The following is a 24,839-nucleotide window of genomic DNA, read 5'->3' as shown; positions in this document are numbered from 1 at the left end:
GCAGGGGTGCGGCCCGTACCCCCGCCGACCGGGGTACGAGCCGCGGCTCATGGGCACGCGAGCGTGGCTCGAGCGGAGCGCACGCACGCGTGCACCGATCACGCCTCTCGCCGTCTCCCTCAGTTGTCGCCGTCCTCCTGCCAGCCGAAGCTCTTCTCCACCGCCTTGCGCCAGTTGTGGTACTCGCGGTCACGCACGGCGGCAGTCATGGAGGGCGTCCACTCGGCGTCCTTCGCCCAGTGCGCCTTGAGCTCGTCCAGGTCGTTCCATACGCCCGTGGCCAGTCCTGCCGCGTAGGCGGCACCCAGACACGTCGTCTCGGAGACCTTGGGCCGGATCACGGGCACGTCGAGCACATCCGCCTGGTGTTGCATGAGCAGGTTGTTCTTCGTCATGCCGCCGTCGACCTTCAGGGTCGTGATCTGCACCCCGGAGTCCTGGTACATGGCGTCCACGACCTCGCGCGTCTGCCAGCTCGTCGCCTCCAGCACCGCGCGCGCGAGGTGCGCCTTGGTGACGTACCGCGTCAGTCCGGTGATGACACCGCGCGCGTCGGAGCGCCAATACGGGGCGAACAGGCCGGAGAAGGCGGGCACGATGTACGCGCCTCCGTTGTCCTCGACGCTTGCCGCCAGGGACTCGATCTCGTCGGCGGTGCGGATGATGCCGAGCTGGTCCCGGAACCATTGGACCAGCGCGCCCGTTATCGCTATCGACCCCTCCAGGCAGTACACGGGCGCCTCGCTGCCGATCTTGTAGCCCATGGTCGTCAGCAGCCCGTTCTTCGACGGCACCGGCCGGTTGCCCGTGTTGAGCAGCAGGAAGCTACCCGTGCCGTACGTGTTCTTCGCCGTGCCCACGTCGTAGCAGGCCTGCCCGAACACGGCCGCTTGCTGGTCGCCAAGCGCAGACGCGACGGGCACGCCGGACAGCTGTCCGACTGCGGTTCCATACACCTCGGCGGAGGACTTGATCTCCGGCAGGACGGCCTCGGGCACGTTCATGGCGGACAGGATCGAGGAGTCCCACTGCAGGCTCTCCAGGTTCATCAGCATGGTGCGCCCGGCGTTCGTCACGTCGGTGACGTGGTGCCCGCCGTCCGTGCCGCCGGTGAGGTTCCAGATCAGCCAGGAGTCGATGGTGCCGAAGGCGATCTCGCCATGCTCGGCGCGAGCCCTGAGGCCGGGCACGTTGTCCAGCAGCCAGGCCGCTTTGGGGCCGGAGAAGTAGCTGGCGAGCGGTAGCCCGGTCTGCTCGCGGAAACGATCCTGCCCATCCGAACCACCGAGTTGGTTGCACAGCGCCGCAGTACGCGTGTCCTGCCACACGATCGCGTTGTGCACCGGCTTGCCCGTCGCGCGGTCCCACAGGACCGTCGTCTCGCGCTGGTTGGTGATGCCCAGGGCGCTGAGCTGGTCGGCGCGCAGCCCCGCCTTGGCGATCGCCCCGGCGACCACGGCCTGCACCTTGGACCAGATCTCCGTGGCGTCGTGCTCCACCCAGCCGGGCTTGGGGAAGATCTGGCGGTGCTCGCGCTGGTCGACGGCCACGATGGCGCCGTCCTGGTTGAAGATGATGCAGCGGCTGGAGGTCGTGCCCTGGTCGATAGCGGCGACGAACTTGTCCGTCATGACGTCCCCTTCGTCGGTTCCTTCAGAAGGCTGCGTTGAAGATGAGCCCGGACAGCACCCCGCCGATCAGCGGTCCCACCACCGGGATCCACGCGTAACCCCAGTCCGACGTACCCTTGTTGGGAATCGGGAGCAGGGCGTGGACGATGCGGGGGCCCAGGTCACGGGCCGGATTGATGGCGTATCCGGTGGGACCACCGAGCGACAGACCGATGCCGACCACCAGGAACGAGACGATCAGAATCGCGGTGCCGGACACGCCGAGCCCCTTGGTCAGACCGAAGGCGAGGATCGGCAGCACCAGTGCGATCGTCGCGATGATCTCGGTGATGAGGTTGGCCACGACATTGCGGATCGCGGGGGCGGTGGAGAAGATCCCGAGGGTCGGCTGGGCGATGTCCTCGTCGGCGTTGGCCTGGAACTGCGCGAAGTAGACCAGCCAGCACAGCACCGCACCGAGGATCGCGCCGACCATCTGGCCTGCGATGTAGATGTGGACCTTGTCCCATTCCCCGGTGTCGATGGCGATACCGATCGTCACGGCCGGGTTGAGCTGTCCGCCGGACAGCGGTGCGGCGGTGTACGCGCCGGCCATCACGCCGAATCCCCAGCCGAACGCGATGACGACCCACCCCGCGTCCTTCGCCTTCGAGTAGTTGAGTACGACGGCGGCGACGACTCCGGCCCCAAAGAGGATCAGGATCGCGGTTCCGATGACCTCACCGAGAAATATGTCTCCGTTGCTCATGGCGGCTCCTAGGCCCTGGCCGGGACGATCGGCCCCGGTTCTCCGTGCGGGGTGCTGCGGGGTGCGTTTCCCACGGCGTGCGTTTCCCACGGCGACTTCAGCCGAAGGCAGGGAGGTCCCGCGCCCCGCCCGGCGTCCGTGACGAGCGTGCCGTCGCAGCCGACTCGCCCGTGGGGGAAGGGAGCCATGGTCCAGGCGGAACCGCGCGGCGCAGTGCGTGGATACGCCGAGAATGTACGGCGATGTCGACCGACACCGGGAAGTGTTCACCGGTGTCCAGGGGGCGTCAAGGTCGCCGACGCCAACGGTTGGGGGCGCACCGACGAGTCACGGACCGTAGCCCACGCGGCTCATGACACGCCCGTTGGGAGGTGGGACGGACGCCGAGACCCTGCTGAGGCCGGCAGGCAGGCCAATTCCTACTGAACCCGGCAGGGGTCGAAGACCATGGGGGTGCTGAGGCCGTCAGATGCCCTTAGGCCTCCGCCGACCTCGTGGGGAAAGCGTCTCACCCCCTGCTCGGGTCCGCCACCGCCCACTCGGCCGGGGCCGTCTCCGCCGCCACGCCGCGGAGGATCTCGTGCCCGGACAGCCCCGGACGGCCCAGCACCCAGCTCGCCCCGCTCAGTGACTTCGCGGCCTTCTTCAGCGGCGCCAGACAGGAGGCCGCCTGCCGATGGTCCGCCACACTCCCGGGCTCGCACAGGACCGTGGCCAGGGACAGCGTGACGGGACGTCCGCCCGCGGACCAGGGTGCGTCCAGCACGGAGGCGGCCAACGGACTGAGCCCCTCCGGATCTGCGAGCACCAGGAAGTCGTCCCCGCCGATGTGCCCCACGCGGGTGCTGTCGGACGCCGCATACTGCAGCGCCCGTCCGATCGACCGGATCAGCTCGTCGCCAGCCGCGAATCCGGCCCCGTCGTTGACCTGCTTGAAGTGGTCCACGTCCAGCCAACTCAGCGCGAACGTCCGCCCGTCCGCGATGCGCCGGTCCACCTCACCGGTGATCGCGTCCGAACCGGGCAGACGCGTCAGCGGATTGAGCCCCGCGGCCTCCTCGACCCGGGTCTCGGCGAGCGCCCGTACGAGGTCCGCGAGCCGTACGACGCCCACGCACCGGCCGTACCTGTCGACCACGGCCACATCGTCCGACGTACGGTCCCGGTCGCCGACCGCCACCACGTCCAGCACCTCCCACGCGGTGGCGTCGACGCCCACGGTGCGCGGCGGATCTCCGAGCTTGGCCGCCGGCCGGTCGGCGTACAGGGCATGGCCGTACCGCCCCGACATCGACAGCAGGAACCGGGAGCGGTGCACGGACCGCACCGGGACCCCGTTCGCGTCCACCAGCAGCACTCCGGACACGTCCGGCGATCCGGTCAGCAGGGCCCGCACCTGGCCTGCGGACGCGGTGGCGGGCAGGAGTGCGGCCGGCCGCACGAACTCCCGCACCGACGGCCCCGAGCGTGGCGTCACCGTCAGCCCGGGCGAACGCGGCGGAACGTATACCTCCGCTGCCGGCAGCCGAGCCGGGGGAGCGAACAGCTCCCCCTGAGCCAGCTGTGCACCGGCCGACCGTGCGGACGCGCACTGCAGCTCCGTCTCCACGCCCTCGACGCACAGGAGCGCTCCCAACTGCTCGCACAGCGTCCGCATCGCCCGTACCGCCGCCGGCCGCGACAGCAGGGACGCGTCGAGTTTCACCAGGTCCGGCGCAATGTCGGTGAGCAACCGCAGCGGTACGTCCCCGTCGCCGATGCCGTCCGCGCTGATCCGGAAACCCTGGTCCCGCAGCGCGCCGATCGCCTCCAGGAAGGCGTGCTGGGGCACGTGCGTGTACGGCGGACCGACGTCGATCGTCACCTCCCACGGCAGTCGCCCCGCCGCGCGCACGGCGTCGTGCAGCGGTGTCAGTCCGCCCAGGTCGGCGAGGGTTCCGGCGAAAACGTTGACGTGCAGCGGCAGTAAGGTCTCCTTGCGAGCCGCCGTACGGAACGCCAACACGGCGAGCCGGCCGTCGAGTTCGGGATCGCGGCGGGCCTCGGCCAGGACGTCGCCGGTCTCCGGGCGGGCGAGTATCTCCAGCCCTGCGACTCCTCCGGTCGTCAGATTGACCACCGGCTGGAAAGCGAAGCGGAGAGTATCCGTCCAGGAGGGCACGGGAGCATGATGTCGCCGCCGGCAGGCGCCTGAGCCCAGTTCATGAGACGTTCACGCAGGATTCCGGGTTGGTCACACAGCGTAGACATGGCTCGGCTTCCTTGGCCGTACGACGGTGCCATCAGGCTCGTACAGCCGAACGCTCGTGTCCGTCGCACCGCTGCGCATCACCGCACCGCTATCACCGCCGAGCCGTGCCCGAACAGCCCTTGATTCGCCGCGATCCCCACACGTGCCCCGGAGACCTGCCGGTCACCGGCATCGCCCCTCAACTGCCAGGTGAGTTCGCAGACTTGGGCTATTGCCTGGGCCGGAACCGCCTCCCCGAAAGAGGCCAACCCGCCGCTCATGTTCACGGGTATGCGCCCCCGCAGCGCCGTCGCGCCTTCCCGTAACAGCTTCGCGGCCTCTCCCTCGCCGCACAGCCTCAGATCCTCGTACCACTGCAACTCCAGGGCGGTGGACAGGTCGTAGACCTCCGCGAAGGAGAGTTCTTCGGGGCCGATGCACGCTTCCTCGTAGGCCGCGTGCGCGATCGACTCCCGGAAGGTCTCCGCTGCCGGTTGTACCGCTGCCGCGGAGTCCGTCGCCATGTCGGGCAGATCCAGGACCGTGCTGGGGTAGCGGGGCGTCACGGTGGACACCGCGCGGATCCGTACCGGGTCCCGGGCTCCGTGCCGACGCGCGTACTCCATCCCGGCCAGCACGAGCGCCGCCCCTCCGTCCGAGGTCGCGCAGATGTCGAGCAGCCGCAGGGGATCGGCGACCACGGCGGAGGCGGCGACCTCCTCGGCGGTGACCTGCTTGCGGTAGCGCGCATACGGATTGAGCGCGCCCAGGGCGGAGTTCTTCACCTTGACCTGCGCGAAGTCCTCGGGTGTGTCGCCGTGCACGGCCATCCGGCGGCGCGCGTACAGCCCGAAGTACGCCGGATTGGTCGCACCGAGAACGCGGAAGCGCAGCCAGTCCGGATCGTCGGGGCGGTCGCCGCCCGCCGGCCGGAAGAAGCCCTTGGGAGCCGCATCTGCGCCCACCACGAGCACCACGTCCGCGAGCCCCGAAAGTATCTGTGCCCGAGCGGTGTTGACGGCCTGTGCCCCGGACGCGCACGCCGCGTACACGCTCGTGACCCGGGCGCCCTGCCAGCCGAGCGCCTTGGCGAACGTGGCCCCGGCCACATATCCCGGGTAGCCGCCCCGCACGGTGTCCGCACCGACGATCGACCCGATGTCCCGCCACTCCAGTCCCGCATCCGCGAGCGCCGCGCGGGCCGCCGCCGTCCCGTACTCGACGAAGCTGCGCCCCCACTTGCCCCAGGGATGCATTCCCACGCCGAGCACTGCCACCTCCTCCGTCATGCCGTCACTCCCCTCGGCCGCCACTGCCAGGTCGTCCAGATCGTCTCCGTGTCCTCATGGAGTACGCCGGGAACGGCCTCCACCTCCATGCCCACCGCCAGATCGGCGACGGTGACCCCGGGAACCGCCTGTCCCAGCACCACGAGGCGCTCGGACTCCAGCTCCACAGCGATCAACGCGTACGGCTCCCATGGAAGTTCCGGATCGGTCACATAGGGTGACGGAGGTCGATACCGGCTGTCCGTGTACGACCAGACGCGCCCGCGCCGCGAGAGCGGGACCTCCTCCAGATCGCCGCCCGGGCAGCCTGGGTTGCGGCAGTGGGCGTCCTCGCGCGGGAAGAAGACCGAGGTGCAGTTCGAGCAACGGGTGCCGAGGAGCCGGAAGTCGTCCCCGTCACCGGCGAACCACCCGGCGACCACAGGCGTGCGCGTGCGTGGCATAACCCCTCCTGGCAATAGATCTGACGGAACGTCAGAAGTGTGCCACGGGCAACCGGAAACCGGCAGGGCGGCCTTGCGGGTGGACTGCATCCGATCGCTTCCCCGGCGGAGCGCGTTCCTGATAGATGCAGGAGGCATGACACGACTCTCGACCGCGGTACGAGGACTGGTCGCCACGTTCGCCACCGTGCTGGCCGTGACCGCCGCCCCCAACGCCGCCCAGGCGAAGACCGAGCCCAAAGCGCCGAAGGACTTCGTGGCGCTGAGAACCGTGGACCCCACCATCGTTCAGGAGATGCGGTACTTCACCCCGCACAACTTCGTGGGTGAGCGCATCGACGGCTACCGACAACCCCTCTGCATCCTCACCCGACCTGCCGCCGAAGCGCTCCACAAGGCTCAGAAGCAGCTGTTGCGCAAGGGCTACACACTCAAGGTGTACGACTGCTACCGGCCGCAGCGCGCTGTCGACCATTTCGTGCGCTGGGCCGAGGACCTCGACGACCAGGCCATGAAGGACGAGTTCTACCCGAACGTCGACAAGACCCGTCTGTTCGTGGACGGTTACATCGCCGAGAAATCCGGCCACAGCCGCGGCTCGACCATGGACCTGACGATCGTCCGGCTGCCGGCAAAGCCCACCAGGCCGTACGTGCCAGGAGAGCCCCTCATGCCCTGCTACGCAACCCAGGGCGAGCGCTTCCCCGACAACTCCGTCGACATGGGCACCGGCTTCGACTGCTTCGACACCCTTTCCCACACGCTCGACCCGCGCATCCAGGGCGAACAGCGCGCCAACCGTCTGCTGCTCAAGAGCACCCTCGAAGCCCTCGGTTTCGTGAATCTCGCCGAAGAGTGGTGGCACTACACGTACAAGCCGGAGCCCTATCCGGACACCTACTTCGACTTCCCGGTCTCCAGGAAATCCCTCACCAGGCAGTAGTGACCGGCCCCCGGAAGACGCCCTTCCACTGATCGGATACAGTCCGCCGCGTGTCCGAAACTCAGCACTCCGCCCCCAACTCCGCAGCAGACTCCCATTGTTCGAGCTGCGGCGCGCCCTACGGAGAGGGCGTCTCCGGCTGGCCCCGCACCTGCCCGACGTGCGCAACCGTGGCCTACCGCAATCCGCTGCCGGTAGCGATCGCACTCCAGCCCGTGTACGACACGAAGGGCACCGCCCTGGTTGTCATCACCCGAACCGTCGCCCCCGCGCGCGGAGGCATCGCCCTACCCGGCGGCTACATCGACGACCGGGAGGACTGGCGGCAGGCCGTCGTACGCGAACTCAAGGAAGAGACCGGCATCGACGCGGCCGGCCGCGACGTACGTCTCGTCGACGCGATGAGCTCTCCCGACGGCCACCTGCTGCTGTTCGGTCTCCTGCCGGAACGGCCCGCCGATCGCCTGCCGACGTCGGCCGCCACGGACGAGACCGAAGGCTGGCACCTCCTACGCAGGCCGGAGGAGCTCGCCTTCCCGCTGCACACGCTGGCCGTACGGGCGTTCTTCGAGGGCCGCTACCTCTGAGCTCAACACTCGCCGAGCCCTCGTATGCGCACCGGATGAGGCGACGGGATCACCCCGTCCTCAAGCTCCCGCTCGACGACCAGCTTTCGGCCATCCCAGCGGCTGACGTAACGCTCGATCTCCGGTTCGTCCCAGCCGTCACCCGCATCCGGCACCACCAGCCCGCCCCCGGTACGTCCCCGGGCGGGCGCCCACACCTCCAGTTCCAGCCCGCCGTCGTCCCCACGGACGGGGACGACGGCGCCCGAGCGCGCTAGCACGGGGATCCGAGACAGGGGCGCCTCGACGAGAACCTGCCCAGGACCCTCGTACACCCGCTCCGTCACCGTGTCGTACCAGCGTCCCCGCGGCAGCTGCACCGCACGCCGGTCGGCGCCCGGATCCAGCACGGGCGCTACCAGAAGGCAGTCGCCCAGCAGAAACGCATCCTGGCAGTCGCGCAGCGCGCGGTCGTCGGGCGCCGACCACCACAGCGGACGTACATAAGGGGCCCCTGTGCGCCGGGCCAGATGCGCCAGCGTCACGAAGTACGGCAGCAGCCGTTGACGCTCGACGAGCGCCACGCGCGCGTGCTCCAGCACCTCGGAACCGAACTCCCACGGTTCCCTGCGCCCTGCGCGCAGACTCGCGTGCGTACGGAACAGCGGCAGATACGCGGCCAACTGGAACCACCGCAGATACAGCTCCGGCGACGGACTCCCGTCGAAGCCGCCGACGTCCGGCCCCGAGTACGGCACCCCGCACAGCCCGAGCCCCATGACCAGCGACAGCGACGCCCGCAGCCCGGGCCAGCCCGTGGCCACGTCCCCGGACCATGTCCCCCCGTAGCGCTGCATACCGGCCCATCCGGAGCGGGAGAAGACGAAGGGCCGCTCCTCTGGTGCCAGCTCGCGCAGCCCCTCGTAGCCCGCTCTGGCCATGCACAGGCCGTAGACGTTGTGCGCCTCCTGATGGTCCCCGACGCGCCCCTCCAGGGAGTGCCGGGCCGAACGGGGCAGCGTCGACTCCCCGAAGGCGGCGAACGAGGTCGGCTCGTTCATGTCATGCCAGAAGCCCGAGAAACCCTGTGCCAGCCGCTCCTCGTAAAGGCCACCCCACCACTCACGCACACGCGCGTGCGTGAAGTCCGGGAAGACCGCCTCACCGGGCCAGACCACTCCCCGTACGAGCTGTCCCGAGGCGTCCCGCACGAACGCGTCCTCGACTGTCCCGCTGTCGTACACGGCATTGCCCGGCGCGGCCTTGACCGCCGGGTCGACGATCGACACCAGGCGGATGCCGTCCCGCCGCAACTCCTCGGCGAGCTGCGGCAGCTTGGGGAAGCCCTCTTGGTCGACCGTGAACACCTGGTGCTCGTCGTAGTGGTCGATATCCAGATGGACCGCGTCCAGCGGCAGGTCCCGCTCCTGGTAGCCCGAAACGATCCGCCGCACCTCCTGCTCGCTGCCGAAGCCCCACCGCGCGTGATGGTGCCCCAGCGCCCACGCGGGCGGCAGCGCCGCCGCACCGGTGAGAGAGGCCCAGACGAGCAGCACGCGCGCGGGAGTGCCCACCATCACCCAGCAGCGCAGCGGACCACCGTCCATCCGCAGTTCGCTGGTCCCCACCCGGTCATGCCCTGAACCGGCACCCTCCTCGCCCTCCCGCAGCGTCACCGTGCCGTCCCACGAGGTGTCGTGGAACACCAGGTGAGTGCCCGCATCGGCCACCACCAACTGCACCGGCATGGTGATGTACAGCGGGTCGTCGCCAGGGCCGAAGGCGCGGCCTGGGTCGGTGTTCCACAGCCGGTACGTTCCGTCTCCCAGACGAGGCCCCGACGCCCTCCCCCCGAGCCCGAAGAAGCGCGAGTCTGCAGCCACCTCCGACCGCTGCATCCACCGTGCCGACCCCCCGTCGACAGGCTCCCACCAACGCGGCGGCAGATCGCGGCGGAGCGTCACCCCACCGGGCGTCTGCACCTCCACGGCACCGTGCCGAGAGATGACGACGGTCACCCGCTCGGCCACGACCCGCCAGCCACCGTCCTTGTCGGGCTCCAGCATCGCCCGGGGATCCGGCTCCGGACAGCGGCCCGCGAGCGCGTACGACGGCTCGGGAGCGGCCCCGTCCCAGCCCCAGAAGACGGCGCCGTTCACGGCGACGGTGATGCGCAGCTCGGATCGGCTGAACTGGATGACACCGCCGCCCGGACCGGGCCGCACATCCTGCACCGGCCCGGGCACCCGAGCGCGCTCGGCACCCCGGGGCGGCAACCCCGCGGCGTCGGCACGCCTCCTACGCCACGCCGCCCGTACGGTACGCAACCCCTGGGCCGCTCCCACAGAACCGACCACCTTTATCGAACGCACCAGGTCACGACCGTCCATGCTGCTCAGCCTGCCATTGACCGCCCCACACGCGTGTGCCGTTCAACTGCCGTTCACCCGTGCCGGGACCACATCTTCACGACACGGACTATGTGGGGCGCACCCTGGTGCAGAAGTCGATCACATGGCATCGTCCGTGTCATCCGCGTCACGCGCACACCCCGCCGTGCGCGGAGGACGCACACGACGCGCACAGTCCGGGAGCCGCCCCATGTCGACCGTGAACCCCCAGCCGCTCTGGCAGCCAGATCCGGAACGCATCGCCCAGGCTCGGGTCACCAAGTTCCAGGCCTGGGCCGCCGAAAACCACGGCGCGCCCGCCGAGGGCGGCTACGCGGCCCTGCACCGCTGGTCGGTCGCCGAACTGGACACTTTCTGGAAAGCCGTCACGGAGTGGTTCGACGTACGCTTCTCCACCCCCTACGCGCGCGTGCTCGGCGATCACTCGATGCCCGGCGCCGAGTGGTTCCCTGGCGCCACCCTGAACTACGCCGAGCACGCCCTGCGTGCCGCCGAGACCCGCGCCGACGAACCCGCCCTCCTGTACGTCGACGAATTCCACCAGCCCCGCCCCGTGACATGGTCCGAGCTGCGCCGCCAGGTCGGCTCCCTCGCCGCCGAGCTGCGCGCCCTCGGCGTACGCCCCGGAGACCGCGTCAGCGGCTACCTCCCGAACATCCCGCAGGCCGTCGTCGCCCTGCTCGCCACCGCCGCCGTCGGAGGCGTCTGGACCTCCTGCGCCCCCGACTTCGGCGCCCGCAGCGTCCTCGACCGCTTCCAGCAGGTCGAACCGGTCGTCCTGTTCACCGTGGACGGCTACCGCTACGGCGGCAAGCAGCACGACCGACGCGACACCGTCGCCGAACTCCGCCGCGAACTGCCCACCCTGCGCGCAGTAGTCCACATCCCCCTCCTCGGCACCGAGGCCCCCGCAGGCGCACTGGAGTGGTCGGCCCTCACCACCGCCGACGAGGAAACCGTCTTCGAGCAGGTGCCCTTTGACCACCCCCTCTGGGTGCTCTACTCCTCCGGCACGACCGGCCTCCCCAAAGCCATCGTCCAGTCCCAGGGCGGCATCCTCGTCGAGCACCTCAAACAACTCGGCCTGCACTGCGACCTGGGCCCCGAGGACCGCTTCTTCTGGTACACGTCGACGGGCTGGATGATGTGGAACTTCCTCGTCTCCGGCCTCCTCACCGGCACCACGATCGTCCTCTACGACGGCAGCCCGGGCTATCCCGACACAGGCGCCCAATGGCGAGTCGCCGAACGCACGGAAGCCACCCTCTACGGCACCTCGGCCGCGTACGTCATGGCCTGCCGCAAGGCCGACGTGCACCCCGCACGCGACTTCGACCTCGCCAAGGTGCAGTGCGTCGCCACCACCGGATCACCCTTGCCGCCCGACGGGTTCCGCTGGCTGCACGACGAGGTCCGCGACGACCTGTGGATCGCCTCCGTCAGCGGTGGCACGGACGTGTGCTCCTGCTTCGCGGGAGCCGTGCCCACGCTGCCCGTGTACGTTGGCGAGCTCCAGGCCCCCAGCCTGGGCACCGACCTGCAGTCCTGGGACCCATGCGGCAAACCCCTCGTCGACGAGGTGGGCGAGCTCGTGGTCACCAACCCCATGCCGTCCATGCCGATCCACTTCTGGAACGACCCCGACGGCAGCCGGTACCACGACAGCTACTTCGACACGTATCCCGGCGTGTGGCGCCACGGCGACTGGATCACCCTCACCTCACGTGGTTCCGTCGTCATCCACGGACGCTCCGACTCGACACTCAACCGCCAAGGCGTGCGCATGGGTTCGGCCGACATCTACGAAGCCGTGGAGCGCCTCCCCGAGATCAAGGAATCCCTCGTCATCGGCATCGAGCAGCCCGATGGCGGCTACTGGATGCCCTTGTTCGTGCACCTGGCCCCCGGAGCCGTGCTTGACGAGGCCCTCCTGAGCCGCATCAAGCAGACCATCCGCGAACAGCTCTCACCACGTCACGTCCCGGACGAGATCATCGAGGTCCCGGGCGTCCCACACACCCTCACCGGAAAGCGCATCGAGGTCCCGGTCAAGCGCCTTCTCCAAGGCACACCGCTGGAAAAGGCGGTCAACCCGGGCTCCATCGACAACCTCGACCTCCTGCACTTCTATGAGGAGCTCGCCCGCAAACGAGCCTGACCGAAGCGCGTCCGCCTCGGATTCACCGAACCCCGACTCCACCGAACCGCGACGAATTCCGAGGCCGGCCGCCGCGGACACCACACCTCCGACCTGCACGAATACGCGCCTCCTGTCCCGCAGGCACCTCACCCCGACGCCGTTGTCAGTGCCGCCGGTTACTGTGAGTGAGCATTGATCGACTGCGTACAGGGGGAAACATGGTGCACACCGACCACCAGACGATGCGACGCGTCCTGCGCCGCGAGATCGCCGGCACGATCGGCCTGCTGACCGACGAGCACGATTTCAGTGCCATGCGGCGCTACCGCAGCTTCACCTTCGACGACCACAAGATCTATCTGCAACAGATGGAGGCCCTCCTCAGGACCCGGGCCTCCCAGGGCAGCCATACGACGATCGCGCTATTCGACCCGGAGGAGTACGCCGAGTTCTGTGCGGACACGGGCCTCGACCCTGACATGCCGTCGAGCCGCACCCGCTTCACGGCCGAACTCGCGACCACCGGACCCACCGTTACCTACGAGGGCCAGTCCCTGACAGACCTCGTCCCGGCCCTCGTCGACGAAGCCGTCCGACAAGCCACGTGGGAGTACGCGTCCACACTCCTGGCACGGCTCGGCGCCTGCGCCACCTGCGGCGAGAACATCGGGCGCGCGGCCTTCACCCGCGCCTCGAACCTCCTCGTCCGCATCCTGGATACGGCCCAGCCGGGCAACCGACACCTGGTCTGCAGCGTCACGGGAACCCCAGAGTCACTTGTTGCCGTCCTGCACGCCGACGCAGACGCCCAGGGCGCCACCCACCTCGACGAGGCCGAAGCCCTGGAGTTCACCACTGTCCTCGCCCTCGGCATCGCCACCCAGAGCCCCGGTGGACTCGTGATGCGGACCAGCGCCCCCGACACTTCCGACCGCATCTACGGATGGCGCCTGCGCGGCGACGGGCTGGAACCCCTCACCGCAGGCGAGGTCTTCGACGCCTACTGCACCGACATCGAATCCGGAGACCTCATCTCCCCCGAATCAGGAGTCGACTACTGCGTGCCGCCGGATCTCGGAAGTGAGGAAGCACCTCCGGGACACCACCACTGAACGCGAGAGGGGCGCCCCACCCATAGGTGGAGCGCCCCAGCGCGAACGGCGTGCAGCCGTCCCGCTCCGGCTACTCGCCGGACAGCACTGCCTGCGCGGCGTTGCGCGCCTCCTCGGCGCTGTCCGCCGCCCGTGCGGCCGCAGCGGCACGCTCACACTGCGCCAGCGTGTACTTCGCCAGCGTCGCCCGGACGTAAGGAATCGACGCCGACCCCATGGACAGGGAGGTCACCCCCAGACCGGTCAGCACACACGCCAGCAGCGGATCCGACGCCGCCTCGCCACAGACGCCACAGCTCTTGCCCTCGGCCTTCGCCGCCTCGGCGGACAGCGCGACCAGGTCGAGCAGCGCGGGCTGCCACGGGTCCTGCAGCCGGGAGACCGCACCCACCTGACGGTCTGCGGCGAAGGTGTACTGCGCGAGGTCGTTCGTCCCCAGCGACAGAAACTCGACCTCCTGCAGGATCGAACGCGCCCGCAGCGCGGCCGACGGAATCTCCACCATCGCACCGAACTTCGCCTGGAGCCCGGCCGCACGGCACGCGTCAGCGAACGCCTTCGCATCGGTACGGTCCGCCACCATCGGGGCCATGACTTCGAGGTAGACGGGCAGCCCCTCCGCCGCCTTCGCGAGCGCCGTCAGCTGGGTGCGCAGCACCTCGGGGTGGTCCAACAGCGTCCGCAGCCCGCGCACGCCCAGCGCCGGGTTCGGCTCATCGGCCGGCGTCAGGAAGTCCAGCGGCTTGTCCGCGCCCGCGTCCAGCACACGTACGACGACACGGCCCTCGGGGAAGGCCTCGAGAACCTGCCGGTAGGCCTCGACCTGCTTCTCCTCCGACGGTGCCTTCTTACTGTCGTCGAGGAAGAGGAACTCGGTACGGAACAGACCGACACCCTCAGCGCCCGCCTCGACAGCGGCAGGGACGTCAGAAGGACCTCCGACGTTGGCCAGCAGCGGCACCTTGTGGCCGTCGGCCGTGGCACCCGGACCCGTCGACGCCGCGAGCGCAGCCTTGCGCGCGGCTGCAGCCGCCTCCAGCTCCGCCTTCTTCTCCTCGCTCGGGTTCACGAAGATGTCTCCGGTGCTGCCGTCCACGGCGATGACCGTGCCCTCGGCGAGCTCACCGGCACCAGGGAGCGCGACCACGGCCGGCACACCGAGTGCCCTCGCCAGAATCGCGCTGTGACTGGTCGGCCCGCCCTCCTCAGTGACAAAGCCGAGAACGAGGGTCGGGTCCAGCAGCGCGGTATCCGCCGGGGCGAGGTCGCGCGCCACAAGGACATAGGGCTCGTCGCTGTCCGGGACACCCGGCATCGGGACCCCGAGCAGACGAGCGACGATACGATTCCGCACGTCGTCGAGGTCGGCCACGCGACCGGCAAGATACTCCCCGGCACCCGCCAGCAGCTCGCGGTACGCGGCGAAAGCGTCGTACACGGCACGCTCGGCCGTGCTGCCGACGGCGATACGCCGGTCCACATCCGCCATCAGCTCGGGGTCCTGGGCCATCATGGCCTGCGCCTCGAGCACCGCCTGGGCTTCGCCCCCCGCCAGGTTGCCGCGCGCCATCAGGTCGGCTGCCACAGCCTCGACGGCCTTGCGGGCGCGCCCCTGTTCACGCTCCGCATCCTCGGCCGGAATCTGCTTGGCAGGCGGCTCGAGGACCGCCGTTCCCATGTGCCGAACCTCGCCGATGGCCACACCGTGGCTCACGCCGACGCCTCGCAGCGTTGTCTCCATCTCACCCGTCTCCGATAGTGCGGCAGGTCCCGCCGCCGCGGTGGTTGTCGTCCCTACTTGCCGCCATACGACGGCGCTGACGTCACTTCCAGACGAAGAGACTGTCGCCGGCCTTCACATCACCGTCGTCACGCAGATCGGAGAGGGCCTCGGACGTGGCCTCGAGGGCCACGATCGGGCACACCGGAGACTTACCGGCTGCCTCGACTGCCGTCGGGTTCCAGCGCACGATGCCCTGGCCGCGCGTCACGGTGTCACCCTTGCTCACGAGGAGCTCGAAACCCTCGCCGTTGAGCTGCACGGTGTCGATACCGAGGTGAGTGAGCACACCGTGCCCCTGCTCGTCGACGACGACAAAGGCGTGCGGGTGGAGAGAAACGATGACTCCGTCCACGGGCGACACGGCCTCGGAGGGCTCACGCACGGGGTCGATCGCGGTGCCCGGGCCGACCATGGCCCCGGAGAAGACCGGATCCGGCACGGATGCCAGTCCGACGGCGCGTCCTGCCAGTGGGGACGTCACGGTGGTCATGGGAAGCCTCCCAGGGGTGGAGATCGATATGGGCCGTCGTTGCCTGTGCGGACGGCACACTGTTGAGCAGGGTATGTCACATGAAGTGCAGGTTCCGCGCGAGCACTTCGAAGTGGTCTAGACCATACCTCATGTCGATTTGCACCCGCTCCGCGGCCGCATGTACAGTCGTACTCCTGCTTGGGACTGAGTGACGCGGTTACGTGTCCTGACCTGGCAGCACCAAATTTGTCAGATCCTATCTCGGGGTCGCCTTCTGCATGCCTGCAGGATGGTGGTCAGGGAGCCGGAAAAACACTGATAGAGTTTGGAACACCGAAGGGAAGCGCCCGGAGGAAAGCCCGAGAGGGTGAGTACAAAGGAAGCGTCCGTTCCTTGAGAACTCAACAGCGTGCCAAAAATCAACGCCAGATATGTTGATACCCCGTCTCCGGCCATCAGGCTGGGGCGAGGTTCCTTTGAAAAAACACAGCGAGGACGCTGTGAACGGCCGGGCTTATTCCGCCTGGCTGTTCCGCTCTCGTGGTGTCGTCCCGATTACGGGAAAACATTCACGGAGAGTTTGATCCTGGCTCAGGACGAACGCTGGCGGCGTGCTTAACACATGCAAGTCGAACGATGAACCACTTCGGTGGGGATTAGTGGCGAACGGGTGAGTAACACGTGGGCAATCTGCCCTGCACTCTGGGACAAGCCCTGGAAACGGGGTCTAATACCGGATATCACTACCGCAGGCATCTGTGGTGGTTGAAAGCTCCGGCGGTGCAGGATGAGCCCGCGGCCTATCAGCTTGTTGGTGAGGTAATGGCTCACCAAGGCGACGACGGGTAGCCGGCCTGAGAGGGCGACCGGCCACACTGGGACTGAGACACGGCCCAGACTCCTACGGGAGGCAGCAGTGGGGAATATTGCACAATGGGCGAAAGCCTGATGCAGCGACGCCGCGTGAGGGATGACGGCCTTCGGGTTGTAAACCTCTTTCAGCAGGGAAGAAGCGAAAGTGACGGTACCTGCAGAAGAAGCGCCGGCTAACTACGTGCCAGCAGCCGCGGTAATACGTAGGGCGCAAGCGTTGTCCGGAATTATTGGGCGTAAAGAGCTCGTAGGCGGCTTGTCACGTCGGGTGTGAAAGCCCGGGGCTTAACCCCGGGTCTGCATTCGATACGGGCTAGCTAGAGTGTGGTAGGGGAGATCGGAATTCCTGGTGTAGCGGTGAAATGCGCAGATATCAGGAGGAACACCGGTGGCGAAGGCGGATCTCTGGGCCATTACTGACGCTGAGGAGCGAAAGCGTGGGGAGCGAACAGGATTAGATACCCTGGTAGTCCACGCCGTAAACGGTGGGAACTAGGTGTTGGCGACATTCCACGTCGTCGGTGCCGCAGCTAACGCATTAAGTTCCCCGCCTGGGGAGTACGGCCGCAAGGCTAAAACTCAAAGGAATTGACGGGGGCCCGCACAAGCAGCGGAGCATGTGGCTTAATTCGACGCAACGCGAAGAACCTTACCAAGGCTTGACATACACCGGAAACGGCCAGAGATGGTCGCCCCCTTGTGGTCGGTGTACAGGTGGTGCATGGCTGTCGTCAGCTCGTGTCGTGAGATGTTGGGTTAAGTCCCGCAACGAGCGCAACCCTTGTCCTGTGTTGCCAGCATGCCCTTCGGGGTGATGGGGACTCACAGGAGACCGCCGGGGTCAACTCGGAGGAAGGTGGGGACGACGTCAAGTCATCATGCCCCTTATGTCTTGGGCTGCACACGTGCTACAATGGCAGGTACAATGAGCTGCGATACCGTGAGGTGGAGCGAATCTCAAAAAGCCTGTCTCAGTTCGGATTGGGGTCTGCAACTCGACCCCATGAAGTCGGAGTTGCTAGTAATCGCAGATCAGCATTGCTGCGGTGAATACGTTCCCGGGCCTTGTACACACCGCCCGTCACGTCACGAAAGTCGGTAACACCCGAAGCCGGTGGCCCAACCCCCTTGTGGGGAGGGAGCTGTCGAAGGTGGGACTGGCGATTGGGACGAAGTCGTAACAAGGTAGCCGTACCGGAAGGTGCGGCTGGATCACCTCCTTTCTAAGGAGCACTTCTTACCGATCCCTTCGGGGTGAGGTCAGAGGCCAGTACATCAGCGAATGTCTGATGCTGGTTGCTCATGGGTGGAACGTTGATTATTCGGCACCGTCAGTCATCTCGGGCTGTTAGTACTGCTCTTCGGAGTGTGGAACGCTGATCACGAGTGGCGAGGGTGTCGGGCACGCTGTTGGGTATCTGAGGGAATGAACCCCCTCGTGATGCCGACCCCAGTGAACTTGCCTCAAGGGGCAGGGTGATGGGTGGTTGGTCGTTGTTTGAGAACTGCACAGTGGACGCGAGCATCTGTGGCCAAGTTTTTAAGGGCGCACGGTGGATGCCTTGGCACCAGGAACCGATGAAGGACGTGGGAGGCCACGATAGTCCCCGGGGAGTCGTCAACCAGGCTTTGATCCGGGGGTTTCCGAATGGGGAAACCCGGCAGTCGTCATGGGCTGTCACCCATACCTGAACACATAGGGTATGTGGAGGGAACGCGGGGAAGTGAAACATCTCAGTACCCGCAGGAAGAGAAAACAACCGTGATTCCGGGAGTAGTGGCGAGCGAAACTGGATGAGGCTAAACCGTATACGTGTGAGACCCGGCAGGGGTTGCGTATGCGGGGTTGTGGGATCTCTCTTTCACGGTCTGCCGGCCGTGAGACGAGTCAGAAACCGTTGATGTAGGCGAAGGACATGCGAAAGGTCCGGCGTAGAGGGTAAGACCCCCGTAGTCGAAACGTCAGCGGCTCGTTTGAGAGACACCCAAGTAGCACGGGGCCCGAGAAATCCCGTGTGAATCTGGCGGGACCACCCGCTAAGCCTAAATATTCCCTGGTGACCGATAGCGGATAGTACCGTGAGGGAATGGTGAAAAGTACCCCGGGAGGGGAGTGAAATAGTACCTGAAACCGTGTGCCTACAAGCCGTGGGAGCGTCGGAATGTGCTTGCACATTCTCGTGACTGCGTGCCTTTTGAAGAATGAGCCTGCGAGTTTGCGGTGTGTTGCGAGGTTAACCCGTGTGGGGAAGCCGTAGCGAAAGCGAGTCCGAATAGGGCGGTATAGTAGCGCGCTCAAGACCCGAAGCGGAGTGATCTAGCCATGGGCAGGTTGAAGCGGAGGTAAGACTTCGTGGAGGACCGAACCCACCAGGGTTGAAAACCTGGGGGATGACCTGTGGTTAGGGGTGAAAGGCCAATCAAACTCCGTGATAGCTGGTTCTCCCCGAAATGCATTTAGGTGCAGCGTCGTGTGTTTCTTGCCGGAGGTAGAGCACTGGATAGGCGATGGGCCCTACCGGGTTACTGACCTTAGCCAAACTCCGAATGCCGGTAAGTGAGAGCGCGGCAGTGAGACTGTGGGGGATAAGCTCCATGGTCGAGAGGGAAACAGCCCAGAGCATCGACTAAGGCCCCTAAGCGTACGCTAAGTGGGAAAGGATGTGGAGTCGCAGAGACAACCAGGAGGTTGGCTTAGAAGCAGCCACCCTTGAAAGAGTGCGTAATAGCTCACTGGTCTAGTGATTCCGCGCCGACAATGTAGCGGGGCTCAAGCGTACCGCCGAAGTCGTGTCATTGCGATATGTACCCCCACGGGGGATCGTGATGGGTAGGGGAGCGTCGTGTGCCGGGTGAAGCAGCACCGGAAGGTAGTTGTGGACGGTTCACGAGTGAGAATGCAGGCATGAGTAGCGATTCACACGTGAGAAACGTGTGCGCCGATTGACTAAGGGTTCCTGGGTCAAGCTGATCTGCCCAGGGTAAGTCGGGACCTAAGGCGAGGCCGACAGGCGTAGTCGATGGATAACCGGTTGATATTCCGGTACCCGCTGTGAAGCGTCAAACATCGAACCGGGCGATGCTAAGTCCGTGAAGCCGCCCCGGAGCCTTCGGGCAAAGGGGAGTGGTGGAGCCGACGAACCAGACCTGTAGTAGGTGAGTGATGGGGTGACGCAGGAAGGTAGTCCATCCCGGGCGGTGGTTGTCCCGGGGTAAGGGTGTAGGCCGAGTGGTAGGTAAATCCGCTGCTCATCAAGGCTGAGACCTGATGCCGAGCCGATTGTGGTGAAGTGGATGATCCTATGCTGTCGAGAAAAGCCTCTAGCGAGTTTCATGGCGGCCCGTACCCTAAACCGACTCAGGTGGTCAGGTAGAGAATACCGAGGCGTTCGGGTGAACTATGGTTAAGGAACTCGGCAAAATGCCCCCGTAACTTCGGGAGAAGGGGGGCCACGCTTGGTGAGAGGACTTGCTCCTCGAGCTGGGGGTGGCCGCAGAGACCAGCGAGAAGCGACTGTTTACTAAAAACACAGGTCCGTGCGAAGCCGTAAGGCGATGTATACGGACTGACGCCTGCCCGGTGCTGGAACGTTAAGGGGACCGGTTAGTGCGCTTTCGGGCGTGCGAAGCTGAGAACTTAAGCGCCAGTAAACGGCGGTGGTAACTATAACCATCCTAAGGTAGCGAAATTCCTTGTCGGGTAAGTTCCGACCTGCACGAATGGCGTAACGACTTCTCGACTGTCTCAACCATAGGCCCGGTGAAATTGCACTACGAGTAAAGATGCTCGTTTCGCGCAGCAGGACGGAAAGACCCCGGGACCTTTACTACAGTTTGATATTGGTGTTCGGTTCGGCTTGTGTAGGATAGGTGGGAGACTTTGAAGCGGGCACGCCAGTGTTCGTGGAGTCGTCGTTGAAATACCACTCTGGTCGTGCTGGATGTCTAACCTGGGTCCGTGATCCGGATCAGGGACAGTGTCTGATGGGTAGTTTAACTGGGGCGGTTGCCTCCTAAAGAGTAACGGAGGCGCCCAAAGGTTCCCTCAGCCTGGTTGGCAATCAGGTGTTGAGTGTAAGTGCACAAGGGAGCTTGACTGTGAGACCGACGGGTCGAGCAGGGACGAAAGTCGGGACTAGTGATCCGGCGGTGGCTTGTGGAAGCGCCGTCGCTCAACGGATAAAAGGTACCCCGGGGATAACAGGCTGATCTTCCCCAAGAGTCCATATCGACGGGATGGTTTGGCACCTCGATGTCGGCTCGTCGCATCCTGGGGCTGGAGTCGGTCCCAAGGGTTGGGCTGTTCGCCCATTAAAGCGGTACGCGAGCTGGGTTTAGAACGTCGTGAGACAGTTCGGTCCCTATCCGCTGTGCGCGTAGGAGTCTTGAGAAGGGCTGTCCCTAGTACGAGAGGACCGGGACGGACGAACCTCTGGTGTGCCAGTTGTTCTGCCAAGGGCATGGCTGGTTGGCTACGTTCGGGAGGGATAACCGCTGAAAGCATCTAAGCGGGAAGCCTGCTTCGAGATGAGGACTCCCACCCACTTGATGGGGTAAGGCTCCCAGTAGACGACTGGGTTGATAGGCCGGATCTGGAAGCACGGTAACGTGTGGAGGTGACCGGTACTAATAGGCCGAGGGCTTGTCCTCAGTTGCTCGCGTCCACTGTGTTGGTTCTGAAACCACGAACAGCCCCATGCCAGGTCACGGTGTGGTGCGGCTGGATAGTTTCATAGTGTTTCGGTGGTTATAGCGTGAGGGAAACGCCCGGTTACATTCCGAACCCGGAAGCTAAGCCTTACAGCGCCGATGGTACTGCAGGGGGGACCCTGTGGGAGAGTAGGACGCCGCCGAACTCCTTTTAGAGCTCTGGCTCTTGGGCTGCATGCCCAAGAGCCAGAGCTTTTTTGCGTTGAGGTAAGGTCAGGGGGCATCGTAGGTACGTTTCCCGCAGGAGGCCCCCGGGTGGAGGTCCAGGAGACCCGTGTTCAGACGAACCGGGTCCTCACCATCCCCAACATCCTCAGCATGGCGAGGCTCGTTGGGGTGCCACTGTTCCTGTGGCTGATTCTCAGGCCTGAGTTCGGTGGGCCGAAGAGTGACAACTGGGCACTTCTGGTGCTGGCTCTGAGCGGCGTCAGTGACTACCTGGACGGCAAGCTCGCGCGGCGTTGGAACCAGATCAGCAGCCTCGGCCGGCTTCTCGATCCCGCGGCCGATCGGCTCTACATTCTCTCGACTTTGGTCGGTCTCACCTGGCGTGAGATTCTGCCAGTCTGGTTGACCGCTGTACTTTTGGCGCGGGAACTGGTTCTCCTGGTGATGGTGGGCATCCTCAGACGTCATGGCTATCCGCCGCCGCAGGTGAACTTCCTTGGGAAGGCAGCTACGTTCAACCTGATGTATGCCTTCCCGTTGTTGCTGCTCAGTGACGGAAGTGGCTGGATCCCGTCACTCGCTGCTATTTTCGGATGGGCGTTCGCTGGATGGGGTACAACGCTGTACTGGTGGGCAGGAGTCCTCTACGTGGTACAGGTCCGCCGCCTGGTCCGTGCGGACGCCATGGCCGATGGAACTCGCCGATTGAAGCGGGCGTAGCGGCTCGATGGCCCGCGGTGGAAAAGTGCGGGACAATCTGAACGGGTGAAGTCGGCTAGACCGTCGTCTCTTAGAGGAGGACGCTTCCGACATGAAGGCCGTCGTGATGGCCGGAGGCGAAGGCACACGCCTTCGCCCCATGACCTCAAGCATGCCCAAGCCGCTCCTGCCGGTCGTCAACCGGCCGATCATGGAGCACGTTCTGCGGCTGCTCAAAAGGCATGGGCTGAGTGAGACCGTCGTAACTGTTCAGTTCTTGGCCTCCCTGGTCAAGAACTACTTCGGTGACGGTGAAGAGCTCGGAATGGAGCTCAGCTATGCCAACGAGGAGAAGCCACTCGGTACCGCCGGAAGCGTCAAGAACGCCGAAGAGGCGTTGAAGGACGATGCTTTCCTCGTCATCTCCGGTGATGCCCTGACCGACTTCGACCTCACTGAGCTGATCAATTTCCACAAGGAAAAGGGCGCACTGGTCACCGTCTGCCTGACGCGTGTGCCCAATCCGTTGGAATTCGGCATCACCATTGTCGACGAGGAGGGCCGCGTCGAGCGCTTCCTCGAGAAGCCGACCTGGGGGCAGGTCTTCTCGGACACGGTGAACACTGGCATCTATGTCATGGAGCCCGAGGTCTTCGACTATGTCGAGGCCGACGTGCCCGTGGACTGGTCCGGCGATGTCTTCCCGCAGCTGATGAAGGAGGGCAAGCCGATCTATGGGTATGTCGCAGAGGGGTATTGGGAGGACGTCGGTACTCACGAGAGCTATGTGAAGGCGCAGGCCGACGTCCTGGAGGGCAAGGTCGACGTCGAGATCGACGGCTTCGAGATCTCGCCGGGTGTGTGGGTGGCGGAAGGCGCTGAGGTGCATGCCGACGCCGTTCTGCGAGGGCCCTTGTACATCGGGGACTACGCCAAGGTCGAGGCCGGTGCGGAAATCCGGGAGCACACCGTCGTCGGCTCGAACGTCGTCGTGAAGAGCGGCGCCTTTCTGCACAGGGCTGTCGTGCACGACAACGTGTATGTCGGGCAACACAGCAATCTGCGCGGTTGCGTGGTCGGGAAGAACACCGACATCATGCGTGCCGCCCGGATCGAGGACGGCGCGGTCATCGGTGACGAGTGTCTGATCGGTGAAGAATCGATCGTCCAGGGCAATGTGCGCGTCTATCCGTTCAAGACCATCGAGGCCGGCGCCTTCGTCAACACCTCGGTGATCTGGGAGTCGAGGGGCCAGGCGCACCTCTTCGGTGCCCGGGGCGTCTCCGGAATCCTAAATGTGGAGATCACGCCCGAGCTCGCCGTTCGCCTCGCCGGTGCCTATGCGACGACCCTGAAGAAGGGGTCCACCGTCACCACGGCCCGCGACCACTCCCGTGGCGCCCGGGCGCTGAAGCGGGCGGTCATCTCAGCGCTGCAGGCCAGCGCCATCGACGTACGAGATCTGGAGAACGTACCGCTGCCCGTGGCGCGGCAGCAGACTGCGCGGGGCAGTGCCGGCGGGATCATGATCCGGACGACGCCCGGGGTGCCGGATTCCGTGGACATCATGTTCTTCGACGGACAGGGTGCCGACCTGTCGCAGGGCAGTCAGCGGAAGCTGGACCGGGTCTTCGCGCGGCAGGAATACCGGCGTGCGTTCCCGGGCGAGATCGGGGACCTGTATTTCCCGGCCAGCGTCTTCGACTCCTACACCGGGTCGTTGCTGCGGAACGTCGATACGACCGGGATTTCGGAGTCGGGGCTGAAGGTCGTCGTGGACGCGTCGAACGGCAGCGCGGGGCTTGTGCTGCCCAGCCTGCTAGGGAAGCTCGGGGTGGACTCGCTGACCATCAACCCCGGGCTCGACGAGTCCAGGCCCACGGAGTCCGCGGATGCCCGGCGGTCGGGGTTGGTGCGGTTGGGCGAGATCGTGGCTTCCGCGCGTGCGGCGTTCGGGGTGCGGTTCGACCCCGTCGGTGAGCGGCTGTCGCTGGTCGACGAGAAGGGGCGGATCGTCGAGGACGACCGGGCCCTGCTCGTCATGCTCGACCTCGTGGCCGCGGAGCGGCGCAGCGGGCGGGTCGCGTTGCCGGTGACCACCACGCGGATCGCCGAGCAGGTGGCGGCGTATCACGGGACGCAGGTGGAGTGGACGACCACCTCGCCGGACGATCTGACCCGGGTCGGGCGTGATGACACGACGATCTTCGGCGGTGACGGCAGGGGCGGATTCATCGTCCCTGAGTTCAGCAGTGTCTTCGACGGTACGGCGGCCTTCGTACGGCTGATCGGGCTGGTGGCGCGGACGCAGCTCACGCTCAGCCAGATCGACGCGCGGATTCCGCGGGCGCATGTCATCAAGCGGGATCTTGCGACTCCCTGGGCTGTCAAGGGCCTGGTCATGCGGCGGGTCGTAGAGGCGGCCGGAGATCGCTTTGTCGACACGACCGACGGCGTTCGGGTCGTGGAGACCGACGGGCGTTGGGTGATGGTACTGCCCGACCCGGCCGAGGCGGTCACCCATCTGTGGGCCGAGGGGCCGGACGACGCGTCTGCGCAGGCCTTGCTCGACGAGTGGGCGGCGGTCGTGGACAGCGCCGGCCGCTGAGGCATCCAGTACG

Annotated in this window: 14 protein-coding genes and 3 rRNA genes; 9 read left to right on the top strand and 8 right to left on the bottom strand. The window is 66.1% G+C overall.

Annotation, left to right across the window (positions count from 1 at the left end; genetic code table 11):
- Window positions 1–119: 119 nt before the first annotated feature.
- The 5 genes from glpK to PBV52_RS07350 form a co-directional block, all read right to left on the bottom strand.
- Entirely contained in the window at window positions 120–1,631 is a 1,512-nt protein-coding gene (gene glpK / locus PBV52_RS07370) for a glycerol kinase GlpK (protein ID WP_274237485.1), read from the bottom strand.
- 22 nt (window positions 1,632–1,653) lie between these two features.
- The gene (locus tag PBV52_RS07365; protein WP_128427545.1) at window positions 1,654–2,379 is read right to left on the bottom strand and encodes an MIP/aquaporin family protein; all 726 of its coding nucleotides are present in this window, start codon (window positions 2,377–2,379) and stop codon (window positions 1,654–1,656) included.
- A gap of 508 nt (window positions 2,380–2,887) precedes the next feature.
- Complete coding sequence (locus PBV52_RS07360) at window positions 2,888–4,540, bottom strand: GGDEF domain-containing protein (protein ID WP_274237484.1); 1,653 nt, start codon at window positions 4,538–4,540, stop codon at window positions 2,888–2,890.
- A gap of 167 nt (window positions 4,541–4,707) precedes the next feature.
- Window positions 4,708–5,898, bottom strand: a complete 1,191-nt coding sequence (locus PBV52_RS07355; RefSeq protein ID WP_274237483.1) for a lipid-transfer protein — start codon at window positions 5,896–5,898, stop codon at window positions 4,708–4,710.
- Window positions 5,895–6,320 (bottom strand): Zn-ribbon domain-containing OB-fold protein, encoded by a 426-nt coding sequence (locus tag PBV52_RS07350; protein WP_274249314.1) that lies wholly within the window; start codon window positions 6,318–6,320, stop codon window positions 5,895–5,897. The genes PBV52_RS07355 and PBV52_RS07350 overlap by 4 nt, the downstream gene beginning before the upstream one ends.
- Window positions 6,321–6,477: 157 nt before the next feature.
- On the opposite strand from PBV52_RS07350, the gene PBV52_RS07345 reads away from it, so the two are divergent.
- Both PBV52_RS07345 and PBV52_RS07340 read left to right on the top strand, forming a co-directional pair.
- A complete protein-coding gene (locus PBV52_RS07345; protein WP_274237482.1) occupies window positions 6,478–7,284 on the top strand; it encodes a M15 family metallopeptidase in 807 nt (268 codons plus the stop codon).
- Window positions 7,285–7,334: 50 nt separating this feature from the next.
- Complete coding sequence (locus PBV52_RS07340; RefSeq protein WP_274237481.1) at window positions 7,335–7,871, top strand: NUDIX domain-containing protein; 537 nt, start codon at window positions 7,335–7,337, stop codon at window positions 7,869–7,871.
- A gap of 2 nt (window positions 7,872–7,873) precedes the next feature.
- On the opposite strand, the gene PBV52_RS07335 is transcribed toward PBV52_RS07340, so the two are convergent.
- On the bottom strand, window positions 7,874–10,240 hold the full coding sequence (locus PBV52_RS07335; RefSeq protein WP_274237480.1) for a TIM-barrel domain-containing protein: 2,367 nt from the start codon (window positions 10,238–10,240) through the stop codon (window positions 7,874–7,876).
- 211 nt (window positions 10,241–10,451) lie between these two features.
- Between PBV52_RS07335 and PBV52_RS07330 the strand changes: the two genes are divergently transcribed.
- Together PBV52_RS07330 and PBV52_RS07325 are read left to right on the top strand one after the other, a co-directional pair.
- Window positions 10,452–12,419, top strand: coding sequence for an acetoacetate--CoA ligase (locus PBV52_RS07330; RefSeq protein WP_274237479.1), 1,968 nt, complete (start codon window positions 10,452–10,454; stop codon window positions 12,417–12,419).
- A gap of 200 nt (window positions 12,420–12,619) precedes the next feature.
- Window positions 12,620–13,513 (top strand): hypothetical protein, encoded by an 894-nt coding sequence (locus tag PBV52_RS07325; RefSeq protein ID WP_274237478.1) that lies wholly within the window; start codon window positions 12,620–12,622, stop codon window positions 13,511–13,513.
- Window positions 13,514–13,583: 70 nt separating this feature from the next.
- Here PBV52_RS07325 and ptsP read toward each other — a convergent pair whose 3' ends face one another.
- Together ptsP and PBV52_RS07315 are read right to left on the bottom strand one after the other, a co-directional pair.
- The gene (gene ptsP / locus PBV52_RS07320) at window positions 13,584–15,254 is read right to left on the bottom strand and encodes a phosphoenolpyruvate--protein phosphotransferase (RefSeq protein ID WP_274237477.1); all 1,671 of its coding nucleotides are present in this window, start codon (window positions 15,252–15,254) and stop codon (window positions 13,584–13,586) included.
- An 82-nt stretch (window positions 15,255–15,336) separates the two neighbouring features.
- Window positions 15,337–15,786 (bottom strand): PTS glucose transporter subunit IIA, encoded by a 450-nt coding sequence (locus PBV52_RS07315; RefSeq protein WP_274237476.1) that lies wholly within the window; start codon window positions 15,784–15,786, stop codon window positions 15,337–15,339.
- A 550-nt stretch (window positions 15,787–16,336) separates the two neighbouring features.
- On the opposite strand from PBV52_RS07315, the gene PBV52_RS07310 reads away from it, so the two are divergent.
- From PBV52_RS07310 to PBV52_RS07290, 5 genes are all read left to right on the top strand, one after another.
- A 16S ribosomal RNA gene (locus PBV52_RS07310) occupies window positions 16,337–17,864 on the top strand.
- A 307-nt stretch (window positions 17,865–18,171) separates the two neighbouring features.
- Window positions 18,172–21,291 (top strand): 23S ribosomal RNA (locus PBV52_RS07305).
- Window positions 21,292–21,380: 89 nt separating this feature from the next.
- Window positions 21,381–21,497: ribosomal RNA gene (gene rrf, locus PBV52_RS07300) — 5S ribosomal RNA — on the top strand.
- The 16S, 23S and 5S rRNA genes sit together here, the layout of an rRNA operon.
- 109 nt (window positions 21,498–21,606) lie before the next feature.
- On the top strand, window positions 21,607–22,239 hold the full coding sequence (locus PBV52_RS07295) for a CDP-alcohol phosphatidyltransferase family protein (protein ID WP_274237475.1): 633 nt from the start codon (window positions 21,607–21,609) through the stop codon (window positions 22,237–22,239).
- 91 nt (window positions 22,240–22,330) lie between these two features.
- On the top strand, window positions 22,331–24,826 hold the full coding sequence (locus PBV52_RS07290; protein WP_274237474.1) for a mannose-1-phosphate guanyltransferase: 2,496 nt from the start codon (window positions 22,331–22,333) through the stop codon (window positions 24,824–24,826).
- Window positions 24,827–24,839 lie beyond the last annotated feature (13 nt).

It is taken from the genome of Streptomyces sp. T12 (assembly GCF_028736035.1).
In the GTDB taxonomy this organism is placed as follows: domain Bacteria; phylum Actinomycetota; class Actinomycetes; order Streptomycetales; family Streptomycetaceae; genus Streptomyces.
Note: the sequence above shows the minus strand (reverse complement) of the source record. Positions and strands in the feature narration are given on the sequence as shown.